Here is an 11,993-nt window from a genome sequence, read left to right on the forward strand (position 1 = left end):
TCATTCCGCCGCAGGATTATGACTATCTCCGTGACGCGGGCGTGCAGGGCATTTATGGACCGGGTTCCAACGTCGTGGAGTGCGCCGCCGATGTGCTGCGCCTCCTCGGCCACAACATGCCCCCGGCGGGGCTAGAGGAAGCCGCATAATGACTACGACCGCCCGCACCGACTGGACCCGCGACGAAATCGCCGCGCTGTTCGACCTGCCCTTCAACGACCTGATGTTCGAGGCGCAGTCGATCCATCGTGCGAATTTCCCGCGCAATGAAGTGCAGCTGTCGACCCTGCTGTCGATCAAGACCGGCGGCTGCCCGGAGGATTGCGGCTATTGCAGCCAGTCGACCGAGGCGGAAAGCGGCCTGAAAGCGACCAAGCTGATGGACGTGCAGGCCGTGCTTCAGGCGGCGGCGCAGGCGAAAGATCACGGCTCGGGTCGTTTCTGCATGGGCGCGGCGTGGCGCAATCCCAAGGAACGGGACATGCCCAAGCTCATCGAAATGGTGAAGGGCGTGCGCCAGATGGGCATGGAAACCTGCATGACGCTGGGCATGCTGTCGGCCGATCAGGCGAAGCAGCTGGCCGACGCGGGCCTCGATTATTACAACCACAATATCGACACCTCGCCGGAAAATTACGCCAACGTCATCACCACCCGGACCTTCGAGGACCGGATCGAGACGCTGGAAAATGTGCGTGACGCGGGCATCAATGTTTGCTGCGGCGGGATCGTGGGCATGGGCGAGACGCGCTCCGATCGCATCGGTTTCCTGCACGCGCTGGGCACCATGCCGCATCCCGAAAGCGTGCCGATCAACGCGTTGGTGCCGGTGGCCGGGACTGTGCTGGGCGATATGCTCAAGGACACGCCGCTCGCCAAGATCGACGAGGTGGAGTTTGTTCGTACCGTCGCGGTGGCGCGGATCGTCATGCCGCAGTCGATGGTGCGGCTCTCGGCGGGCCGTGAGAGCATGAGCGAGGCCTGTCAGGCGCTCTGCTTCATGGCGGGCGCGAACAGCATCTTCACCGGCGACAAGCTGCTGACCGCAGCCAATGCCGGCGACGACAAGGATAGCGCGCTGCTTTCCAAGCTCGGGCTGTCGCCGATGATGGCGCAGCCGCACGGGCATCTGGAGGCGGCTGAATAATTCAACACGCATGCCGACGAAAGCCTGCTCTCTTCTGGAAAGCGGGCATCGGCAACTCAGCCCGGACGGGCCGAGAGGAATAGGACTGGGGCAAGGATAAATAATGGCAATCACCAAGATCCTGATCGCGAACCGTGGCGAAATCGCATGCCGCGTCATCCGCACCGCGCGGAAGATGGGCATCAAGACCGTGGCGGTCTATTCGGACGCGGATGCGCGTTCGCCCCACGTCCTGATGGCGGATGAGGCCGTGCATCTCGGGCCGCCGCCTGCTGCCCAATCCTATCTGCTGGCCGACAAGATCATCGAGGCGTGCAAGGCGACCGGCGCTGATGCGGTTCATCCCGGCTACGGCTTCCTTTCCGAGCGTGAGAGCTTCCGCAAAGCGCTGGACGAGGCTGGCATCATCTTCGTCGGCCCGCCCGCCAACGCGATCGCGGCCATGGGCGACAAGATCGAGTCGAAGAAGCTCGCCAAGGAAGCGGGCGTCAACGTCGTGCCGGGTTATGTCGGCGTGATCGAGGACACTGAGCATGCCGTCCGCATCTCCAACGAGATCGGCTATCCGGTGATGATGAAGGCGTCGGCCGGCGGCGGCGGCAAGGGCATGCGCCTTGCCTATAGCGAGCAGGATGTCCGCGAAGGGTTTGAGGCGACCAAGCGCGAGGGGTTGAACAGCTTCGGCGATGACCGCGTTTTCATCGAGAAGTTCATCGAAAGCCCGCGCCATATCGAAATCCAGATCCTTGGCGACCAGCACGGCAATATCGTTTACCTGAACGAGCGCGAATGTTCGATCCAGCGCCGTCACCAGAAGGTGGTCGAGGAAGCGCCGTCGCCCTTCGTCAGCCCCGAAATGCGCAAGAAGATGGGCGAGCAGTGCGTCGCCCTCGCGCGCGCGGTCGGCTACTTCAGCGCGGGCACGGTCGAGCTGATCGTGTCGGGCGCGGACAAGACCGGGGACGGTTTCTACTTCCTGGAAATGAACACCCGTCTGCAGGTGGAGCATCCGGTCACGGAAGAAATTACCGGCCTCGATCTGGTCGAGCAGATGATCCGCGTTGCCAATGGCGAGGAACTGAGCTTCCGTCAGGAGGATGTGAAGATCAACGGCTGGGCGATCGAAAACCGCGTCTATGCCGAAGACCCGTATCGCGGCTTCCTGCCCTCCACGGGCCGCCTGATCCGCTACAATCCGCCGGCGACTGGCACCGATGACAGCGGGACCAAGGTGCGCGTCGATGACGGCGTGGTCGAAGGTGGCGAGGTCAGCATGTTCTACGACCCGATGATCGCCAAGCTGATCACCTGGGCGCCGACCCGTCTGGAGGCCATCGACAAGCAGATTGCGGCTCTCGACCAGTTCGAGATCGAAGGCCCCGGCCACAATATCGATTTCGTCTCGGCCCTGATGCAGCATGAGCGGTTCCGTTCCGGCAACATCACCACCGGCTTCATCGCCGAGGAATATCCCGAAGGCTTCACCGGCGCTCCGGCCTCTGAAACGCTGGTCAAGCGTCTGGCCGCCGTCGGTGCCTTTGCCGCCATGGCGCAGGCCGACCGCGCCCGCCGGATCGACGGTCAGTTGGGCAAGAGGCTGGCGCCGCCCACCGGCTGGCAGGTGAAGATCGGGGACGCCATCCATGACGTCGTGATCGAAGGCGATGACGTCACCGTCGATGGCGAGGCGATCGACATGGCGCTGGAATATACGCCCGGCGACCGGCTGATCGAGGCGGAGTTCGGCGAGGAGCAACTGGCGGTGAAGATCGCGCCGGTTCGCTCGGGCTTCGTGCTGACGGCCCATGGCGCCAGCCACAAGCTGCGCATCCTGCCGGCCCATGCCGCGGTCCATGCCCGGCATATGATCGAAAAGATCCCGCCGGATCTGTCGCGCTTCCTGATCTGCCCGATGCCCGGCCTGCTGGTCGCGCTGCATGTGCAGGAAGGCGACAAGGTCGAGGCGGGGCAGCCGCTCGCGGTGATCGAGGCCATGAAGATGGAGAATATCCTGCGCGCGCAGAAGGCGGGCGTCGTGAAGAGCGTCTCGGCCGCGCAGGGCGAAAGCCTGGCGGTGGATGCGATCATCCTCGAAATGGAATGAATGTTTCGGGAATGGAATGAATGTTTCGGGAGAGGCCGGGAAGTGCGTGGGCGACAATCCGCGCATTCCCGGTTTCCTCCCGAGCGGTTAGGATGGGACATGCATCTTGACCATGATCCCGCTTCCCCTGTCGGCGACAGCATCGGCTTCGACGAGTTTCTGAAGGTCGATATCCGGATCGGCACGATCCTGTCCGCCGAACCCTATGCTGGGGCGCGCAAGCCTGCCTACAGGCTGCTGATCGATTTCGGACCGGGCGTTGGCCGGAAGAAATCGAGTGCGCAGATCACCGAAAATTATGCGCCGGAGGATTTGCCGGGACGCCAGATTGCGGCGGTCGTCAATTTCCCGCCGCGTCAGATCGGCAAGTTTCTGTCTGAAGTGCTGACGCTGGGCTTTGCGGATGAAGCCGGCGCCGTCACGCTGTTCGCGCCGGACAGACCTGTCCCCAATGGTGCGCGGCTGTTTTGATGGAATTCTGGCTTGGCCGCTTTCCGTCATTCCGGCGAAAGCTGGTATCTCGGAAGAGGGCGCGCAACGCGACCTGAGATCCCAGCTCCCGCTGGGGTGAGGGCTATTGTCGAATGGCGACGAACCACCCACTCCGTCGGCGCTTGCCGCCATTTTCCTTTCCATTAAAGATGTTTGGCAGAACGGGAAGGGGACCGGAATGAGTGGGGAAGTGGCCGGATCAGGCTATGTGATGAACGCCCGTCAGGATCGTTTGGTCATCACGGCTTCGGCGGTCGGCACGGTTTTCGAATGGTATGATTTCTATATCTACGGCGTGCTGGCCCCGATCATCGGACGCACCTTCTTCCCGACCGACAATCCGACCGTAGAGCTGCTTTACTCGCTCGCAGGCTTTGCCATCGGGTTCGGGTTCCGGCCTTTGGGCGCCGCGCTTTTTGGCTATCTCGGCGACCGCTGGGGGCGAAAATATACGTTTCTGGCCACCATCGTCCTGATGGGCGGCGCGACCGCGGGCGTGGGCCTGACCCCATCGGCCGCCAGCATCGGGATGGCGGCCCCGATCATTCTCATCCTGTTGAGGATCGCGCAGGGGCTGGCGCTGGGCGGGGAATATGGCGGCGCGGCCATCTATGTCGCGGAACATGCGCCAGTGGGGCGGCGCGGCTTTTACACCAGCTTCATCCAGGCCGGGGTCATCGGCGGCTTCATCCTTTCACTGATCGTGGTGGTGGGGACGCAGTGGATCGTGGGCAAGGCGGTGTGGGACGATTGGGGCTGGCGCCTGCCCTTCATCTTTTCGCTGGCGCTGCTGGCGATTTCCCTCTGGATGCGGCTGATGCTTCGGGAAAGCCCCGTCTTCGCCGCAATGAAGGCGGCGGGGGAACAGTCCCGCAATCCGCTGAAAGAAGCCTTCACCTATCCGGGCAACAGGCGGCGGATGCTGGTGGCGATGATCGGCATCGCGGCGGGCTTCACCGTCATTGCCTATACGGTGATGTTCCAGGCGCTCTACTTCCTGCAGAGTGGCCTGCATGTCGCACCGGGCATGGCGCAGCTATTGGTGGGCGGCAGCGCCTTTGCCGGGATCGCGGCCTTCATCTTCTTCGGCTGGCTCTCCGATCGGGTGGGGCGCAGGAAGCCCATCGTCATCGGCTATACGCTGGTCCTGTTGCTCCTCATGCCGCTCTTTCATTTCATGGGCAGCACGGCGAACCCCTCGCTCACCGCCGCCGCGCGGCGGGCGCCGGTGGTGGTTAGCGGGCCTGATTGCCGTTTCGATCCCTTTGCCAAGGTTCAGCCGACCGCCTGCGGAAAGCTGCTCGATCATTTTTCCAAGCGCGGAATTTCCTATGAGAAGCGCGATGGTCCCGCGCCTTCCGTCAGCATCGGAGGCAGGCCTGTCACGGATTTCAGTTCGGAAGGCCTGGATATGGCGCTGCAGGCCGCGGGTTATGATCCAGGCACGGTGACGCCGGACTCGTCCCGTGCCCTTTTGCTGTTTCTCGCGTTGCTGCTGCTCTGGACGCTGTCGGGCGCGACCTATGGGCCGGTCGCTGCGTTGCTGTCGGAATATTTTCCGGCGCGCATCCGCTATAGCTCCCTGTCGATACCCTATCATGTCGGAACCGGCTATTTCGGCGGATTTCTGCCGCTGGTCAGTCAATATATCGTGGCCCGCACGGGCGATCCCTATGCGGGCCTATGGTATACGATCGCAGTGGTTGCCGTGGCTCTTATCACCTGTCTGATCGCGTTGCCGGAGACGCGGGGCGCAAAGATGGACGCCTGATGCCTCGACGATGGCTCCGGGGCGCGCTATCCGCAAGCTGATGACCGACTTTTCCGCTCCGCTGCGCCTGCGTCTGGATGGAGACGCGCTGCTCTCCAACTGGCTCTGGCTAAAGGGGCAGGGCGGCGCGGCAGCGTGCGGCGCGGCGATCAAGGCCAATGGTTATGGGCTGGGCGCCGCCCAGGTGATGCGGCGGCTGACCGGCGCGGGATGTCGCGATTTTTTCGTGTCCAACTGGGCCGAAGCGATGTTGCTGGAGCCGTTGCTGCACGACGGCCTGTCCCTGTCCGTGCTGCATGGCGTTCGCGAAGAGGATATGGCGGTGGCGCTGACGTCGCGCGCGCGTCCTGTGCTGTGCAGCGAGCGGCAGGTGGCGCGGTGGAAGGCGGCCAATGGCGGGCCGTGCGATCTGATGGTCGATACGGGCATGAACCGGCTGGGGCTTGACTGGCGCGGGGATGTGGCGGGGCAGGTCGAAGCTTTGCAGCTCAGGACGCTGCTCAGCCATCTTGCCTCTGCCGATGAGGATAAGCCGCTCAGCAGGTGTCAGTTGGAGCGCTTCACCGCGCTTAGGCAGGGCGTCGCCGCCGAGCGTTATAGCCTGGCGAACAGCGCGGGAATTTGCCTGGGCGCGGATTATGCGTTCGACATGACGCGGCCCGGCATTGCGCTTTATGGCGGCATTCCCCGGCGGGAGGCAGCGGGAGCCATCCGACAAGTCGTCTTCCCGGAGGCGCAGGTGCTGCAAAGGCGCCGGGTTCTGGCGGGGGACGCTATCGGCTATAACGCCACGCATGTTGCGGTAGCCGACATGGAGATCGCGATCGTGAATCTGGGCTATGCCGACGGTTATCTGCGCGGCTTTTCCGGCCGGGGCGCGATGCACCGGGGCAATGAACGGCTACCGGTCATCGGCCGGGTGTCGATGGATCTGGCGGCGGTCGACGTGTCCGGCGCGACGGATATTGGGGAAGGGGACTGGCTGAGCGTCGATTACGCCCTGCCCGACGCCTCCGCGATTTCGGGACTGTCGCAATATGAATTGCTGACCGGGCTGGGCGCGCGCTTCGACCGGATCTGGGATTGATGCAAAAGGGCCGCCAATTCCTTTCGGACTGACGGCCCCCTGCGATATTTCAGATAAGAACTTAGCGTTCGATGCACATGGCAACGCCCATGCCGCCGCCGATGCAGAGCGTGGCGAGGCCCTTCTTCGCGTCGCGCTTGCCCATTTCATACAGCAGTGTCGTCAGCACCCGCGCGCCGGACGCGCCGATCGGGTGACCGATGGCAATCGCGCCGCCGTTCACGTTGACCTTGTCCGCGTCCCAGCCCAGTTCCTGACCGACCGCCAGAGCCTGCGCGGCGAAGGCTTCGTTCGCCTCGATCAGCTCCAGATCGGCAATCGACCAGCCCGCCTTTTCCAGCGCCTTGCGTGAGGCCGGGGCGGGACCAATGCCCATGATCGCCGGGTCGACGCCGCATGTGGCAAAGCCAGCGATGCGGCCGAGGATGGCCGCGCCGCGGCGGGCAGCTTCCGCCTCTGTCATCAGCACCAGCGCCGCCGCGCCGTCATTGATGCCGCTGGCGTTGCCCGCCGTCACCGTGCCGTCCTTCTTGAAGGCGGGCCGCAGGCCCTGCATCGCTTCAATGGTGGCGCCAGCGCGGATATATTCGTCGGCATCGACGATGGTGTCGCCCTTGCGGCCCTTGATCGTGACCGGCGCGATTTCGTCCGCGAACCGCCCGGAAGCGCGGGCGGCCTCCGCCTTGTTCTGGCTGGCGACCGCGAAGGCATCCTGCGCCTCGCGGCTGATCTGATACTTCTCGGCCAGATTTTCGGCGGTTATGCCCATATGATAATTGTTGAAGGCATCGGTCAGACCGTCATGGATCATGGTGTCGACCAGCGAGACGGGTCCCATCTTCGCACCGCCGCGCAGATATTGCGCATGGGGAGCCATCGACATGTTTTCCTGCCCGCCCGCAACCATGATGCGCGCATCCCCCGCGCGGATGGCCTGAGCGGCCAGTGCGACCGAACGCAGGCCCGAGCCGCAAAGCTGGTTGAGGCCGATTGCGGTGCGTTCGACCGGAATACCGGCATTGACGGCGGCCTGACGGGCGGGGTTCTGGCCCTGACCGGCGCTCAGCACCTGACCGAGGATGACTTCGTCCACTTCTTCGGGCGCCACCCCGGCCTGGGTAAGCGCGGCGATGATCGCGATGCGCCCCAGTTCATGCGCCGGAGTCGAACCGAACGCGCCCATGAAGCTGCCGACGGCGGTACGCTTGGCTGCGGTAATTACGATGTCAGACAAAGCCTTGATCCTCACTTCCGGGGGTGATTGCTTTCGCGGCCGCACATATCATCATCCGCCATGACTGGAAAGCCATTGGGACAGCGGCTCCCACATCTGCTGCCGCGCGCTGCCCCCCACGATCATGCCGACATGACCCAGCCGCAACGTCACGTTTTGCTTCATTTCCGGGGCGGCGCCGGCGGGCACGATGCGGTCGGTCGCGGAACGGATTGAAAATGTGGGGCAAGAGAGTTGCTTGGGGTCTACAGCCTTGCCGCCGACCCGCCATTTGCTCAGCCCGCTCGCATTTGCGGCATAAAAATTCTCGAACAGATCGCGCCCCGCGTCATAGGTGAGCGGTGGGCCACCATTTGCCCAATCCTCGACCGCCAGAAAGGCATGTTCCTCGTCGGACCCATGGGGCGTGTCCGCAAAGGCCGCATATTTGCGGATCGTCCGGGCCGGGTCCATCGCCCAGAAGCCCGATTGCAGCACTTCCATGGGAACATAGCCCAGTCGCTGGCAAAGGGGCTTTGCGCCGCGCCACAAGGCGCCAATCTCTTCACGATCCGCCAACGCGAAGCCTTTGAAATTCCAGGGCGAGGCGATGGCCGCGACAGCTTTGGGCGTCTGCAATGCTGCGGCGCCGATGACCAGATTTCCCCCCAGGCAATAGCCGACAAGAATGGGCGGCCGGGGCAGGGCGGCCAGCAGGGGCAGCAGCCGTTCGGTCACATGACGGTCCAGCCCCAGATGGCCATCGTCCGATGCGGGGGTGCCCCAGTCGACCAGATAGGCGTCATGTCCTGCTGCGCTCATGTGGCGCAGCATGGAGCGGCTGGGCGACAGGTCCAGCACCTGCGGCGGATTGATCAGCGACGGCACGAACACCACCGGCGCGCGGCCATTTTCCGCGCCATATCGGAGCAGCTTCGCGCTGCCCGCAGATGCGAAAGCGAGCGGCGCGGGCGGTTTGGGCGGGCGGCGGGCCTCTTGATATCTGCGCAAACCGTGGAAAGCGCGTCGGCGCAGTTCGGGATCACCCTCCGTTTCGCGCCATAAAATATTGAGAAAAAGGGGTAAGGGCCGCGGCCCATGTTGCGACGCGGCATTGTGCTGTGCTAATGCGGAAAATGCAGGTGTGGGAGAGGTATCCATGGCCAAATCTAAGACCGCGAACGAATCCGAACCGGTCGTTATCAAGAAGTACGCTAACAGGCGGCTATATAACACAGAAACGTCGAGCTACATCACGCTGGATCTTTTGTCGCAAATGACTCGTGAGGGGCGCGAGTTCGTTGTCGTTGATGCGAAGACCGGAGAGGACATCACGCATAATGTCCTGACGCAAATCATCATGGAGGAAGAGCAGCGGGGCAAGAATATGCTGCCCGTCAACTTCCTGCGTCAGTTGATCGCCATGTATGGCGATTCCATGCAGTCCATGGTGCCGCAATATCTGGAAGCCTCAATGGATGCCTTCCGCAAGAACCAGCAGCAGTTCCAGGAAGCCATGAAAGGTGCTTTCGGAGGGGGACCGCTGGCCGAGATCGCCAAGCGCAACATGCAGATGTTCGAGGCCGCTGCGAGTGCCTTTGGCACCGGTATGCCGGGGATGCCCGGTATGACGACGCCTCCGCCAGCGCCGGCCGCCGATGAGAGCAAGGATGACGAGATTGCCCAGCTCAAGGCGCAACTGGCGGCCCTGAATGCAAAGATCGACAAGCTGAGTTAGGTCTTCGGGGTCGACATGGGCGGCGCGCTTGGCCTATGGCGCGCCATCCACTCGAATGTAAGGTCGATCCCGTGAAGCACGCCCTTTCCGTTACCCGCGAACAGGATTTCGCCGCCTGGTATCAGGCCGTCATTTCCGAAGCCGACATGGCCGAGGAAAGCGGCGTGCGCGGCTGCATGGTCATCCGGCCGTGGGGCTATGGAATCTGGGAACGCATGCAGAAGCTGCTGGACGAGCGCATCAAGGCGACCGGCCACGAAAATTGCTATTTCCCGCTGTTCATTCCGCTTTCCTATTTCGAGAAGGAAGCCGAGCATGTCGACGGCTTCGCCAAGGAAATGGCGGTCGTCACCCATCACCGGCTGATCCAGAAGGACGGGCGGTTGGTGCCCGATCCCGAAGCGAAGCTGGAAGAGCCGCTGGTGGTTCGTCCGACGTCGGAAACGGTGATCGGCGCCGCCTTCTCGCGCTGGGTGCAGAGCTGGCGCGATCTGCCTGTGCTGATCAACCAGTGGGCCAATGTCGTCCGCTGGGAAATGCGCACGCGCATGTTCCTGCGCACCGCCGAGTTTCTCTGGCAGGAAGGGCATACCGCTCACGCCACCGTCGATGAGGCGATGGAAGAGACAATGAAGATGCTCGAAGTCTATCGCAGCTTTGCCGAGGAATGTGTCGGCCTTCCGGTCATCGCGGGCGAGAAGCCGGAGAATGAGCGTTTCCCCGGCGCTGTCGCGACCTATTCGATCGAAGCGATGATGCAGGATGGCAAGGCGTTGCAGGCGGGGACGTCGCACTTTCTGGGCACGACCTTCTCGTCTGCGCAGAATATCAAGTTCCAGAATGCCGAAGGGCAGCAGGAACTGGCGCAGACGACCAGCTGGGGCGTTTCGACGCGCATGATCGGCGGCCTCATCATGGTCCATGGTGACGACGACGGCCTGCGCGTGCCGCCGCGGGTTGCGCCCTATCAGGTGGTCGTGGTGCCGATGCTGCGCGACAATGACGAGGATGCCGCGATCCTCGATTATTGCGGCGATCTGGTGTCGCAGCTGAACAGGCTGGACGTGTTCCGCGAGCCGGTGCGCGCCCTGCTGGATCGCCGTCCGGCCAAGGCCGCCAACAAGCGCTGGGGCTGGGTCAAAAAGGGCGCGCCGATCGTGATCGAGGTCGGCGGGCGCGATGTGGCGGGCGGCAACGTGTCGGTCATTCGCCGCGACCGGCTCTATCGCGAAGATGGCAAGCTCGACAGCCAGATTGTGGCGAAGGGCGACTTCCTGGGCGCGGTTTGCGGAATGCTGGAGGAAATCCAGCAGGCGCTGTTCACGGAGGCGCAGGCGCGGCTGCTGGGGAATATCGACAAGTCGATCGCCTCGCTCGATGCGCTCAAGGCTTATTTCGGCCAGAGCAAGAAGCCCGGCTGGGCGCTGGTGCAGTGGGCCAAGCCGACCGGCCCGGCGCTCGACAAGGTGGTCGAATGGCTGAAGGGCGAGAAGCTGACGCTGCGCAACGTGCCGACGGACGCGGAGGCGGCTGACGGCGCGTGCATTTTCACCGGCGAGAAGGCGGTGGAGCGGGTGCTGGTCGGGCGGAGCTACTGACCTTTAATCCGTTGAGCGAAGTAGAGAATCGGTTACGCGACCGTATCTCGACTTCGCTCGATAGGAACGAAGGTCAGCACTGGAGCCGACCTCCAATCCTATAGCACATATTTGCTAAGGTCGGTGTTGCGCGCCACTGCGCTCAACTGTTTCTCGACATAGGCCGCATCGACGACCAGCGTTTCGCCCTGACGGTCTTCGGCCTCGAAGCTCACATCCTCCAGCAGCTTTTCCATCACCGTCTGGAGACGGCGGGCGCCGATATTCTCGACCTCGCTGTTCACCTCGGCGGCGATCTTCGCCACGGCGCGGATGCCGTCCTGAGTCAGGTCGATGGTGACGCCCTCGGTCGCCAGCAGCGCGCGATATTGCGCGACAAGGCTGGCCTTGGTGTCGGAAAGGATCGCGACGAAATCATCCTCCGTCAGCCCCTTCAACTCGACCCGGATCGGCAGGCGGCCCTGCAATTCCGGCAGCAGGTCGCTGGGCTTCGCAACATGGAAAGCGCCGGACGCGATGAACAGGATATGGTCCGTCTTGAGCGGGCCATATTTGGTCGAAACCGTCGTGCCCTCGATCAGCGGCAGCAGGTCGCGCTGCACCCCTTCGCGGCTGACCGACCCGCCGCGTACATCGCTGACCGCGATCTTGTCGATTTCGTCGATGAAGACGATGCCGTTCTGCTCGGCGCTGGAAATGGCGACACGGGCGACATCGTCCTGATCGAGCCTTTTATCCTGCTCCTCCTCGACCAGCTTGTCCCAGGCGTCGACGACACGCATCTTGCGGCGCTTCTTCTGGGTCTGGCCGAAAGCCTTGGACATCATGTCGCTAAGGTTGATC

Annotated in this window: 10 protein-coding genes; 7 read left to right on the forward strand and 3 right to left on the reverse strand. The window is 63.2% G+C overall.

Annotated features, from left to right (window positions below):
* The first annotated feature begins 148 nt into the window (after positions 1-148).
* From bioB to alr, 5 genes are all read left to right on the forward strand, one after another.
* Positions 149-1,147 (forward strand): biotin synthase BioB, encoded by a 999-nt coding sequence (bioB, locus tag ACFC3J_RS19670; RefSeq protein ID WP_375197735.1) that lies wholly within the window; start codon positions 149-151, stop codon positions 1,145-1,147.
* 103 nt (positions 1,148-1,250) lie between these two features.
* A complete protein-coding gene (locus ACFC3J_RS19675) occupies positions 1,251-3,251 on the forward strand; it encodes an acetyl-CoA carboxylase biotin carboxylase subunit (protein ID WP_375197736.1) in 2,001 nt (666 codons plus the stop codon).
* Between the two features lie 99 nt (positions 3,252-3,350).
* Complete coding sequence (locus ACFC3J_RS19680; protein ID WP_375197737.1) at positions 3,351-3,722, forward strand: tRNA-binding protein; 372 nt, start codon at positions 3,351-3,353, stop codon at positions 3,720-3,722.
* A 199-nt stretch (positions 3,723-3,921) separates the two neighbouring features.
* Complete coding sequence (locus tag ACFC3J_RS19685) at positions 3,922-5,514, forward strand: MFS transporter (RefSeq protein ID WP_375197738.1); 1,593 nt, start codon at positions 3,922-3,924, stop codon at positions 5,512-5,514.
* Between the two features lie 40 nt (positions 5,515-5,554).
* Positions 5,555-6,601 (forward strand): alanine racemase, encoded by a 1,047-nt coding sequence (gene alr / locus ACFC3J_RS19690; RefSeq protein WP_375197739.1) that lies wholly within the window; start codon positions 5,555-5,557, stop codon positions 6,599-6,601.
* 61 nt (positions 6,602-6,662) lie between these two features.
* On the opposite strand, the gene ACFC3J_RS19695 is transcribed toward alr, so the two are convergent.
* Positions 6,663-7,835 (reverse strand): acetyl-CoA C-acetyltransferase, encoded by a 1,173-nt coding sequence (locus tag ACFC3J_RS19695; RefSeq protein ID WP_375197740.1) that lies wholly within the window; start codon positions 7,833-7,835, stop codon positions 6,663-6,665.
* A 51-nt stretch (positions 7,836-7,886) separates the two neighbouring features.
* Entirely contained in the window at positions 7,887-8,975 is a 1,089-nt protein-coding gene (locus ACFC3J_RS19700; RefSeq protein WP_375197741.1) for an alpha/beta hydrolase, read from the reverse strand.
* On the opposite strand from ACFC3J_RS19700, the gene phaR reads away from it, so the two are divergent.
* Together phaR and proS are read left to right on the forward strand one after the other, a co-directional pair.
* Positions 8,974-9,552, forward strand: a complete 579-nt coding sequence (gene phaR, locus ACFC3J_RS19705) for a polyhydroxyalkanoate synthesis repressor PhaR (protein ID WP_375197742.1) — start codon at positions 8,974-8,976, stop codon at positions 9,550-9,552. The genes ACFC3J_RS19700 and phaR overlap by 2 nt on opposite strands.
* A 71-nt stretch (positions 9,553-9,623) precedes the next feature.
* On the forward strand, positions 9,624-11,150 hold the full coding sequence (gene proS / locus ACFC3J_RS19710; protein WP_375197743.1) for a proline--tRNA ligase: 1,527 nt from the start codon (positions 9,624-9,626) through the stop codon (positions 11,148-11,150).
* Positions 11,151-11,248: 98 nt separating this feature from the next.
* Here the strand turns inward: proS and ACFC3J_RS19715 are convergent.
* Positions 11,249-11,993, reverse strand: a 745-nt coding sequence (locus ACFC3J_RS19715) for an AAA family ATPase (protein WP_375197744.1), incomplete at its 5' end; no start/stop codon positions are given.

The sequence above is a fragment of the Sphingobium sp. genome, assembly GCF_041987595.1.
Taxonomy (GTDB): Bacteria; Pseudomonadota; Alphaproteobacteria; order Sphingomonadales; family Sphingomonadaceae; genus Sphingobium.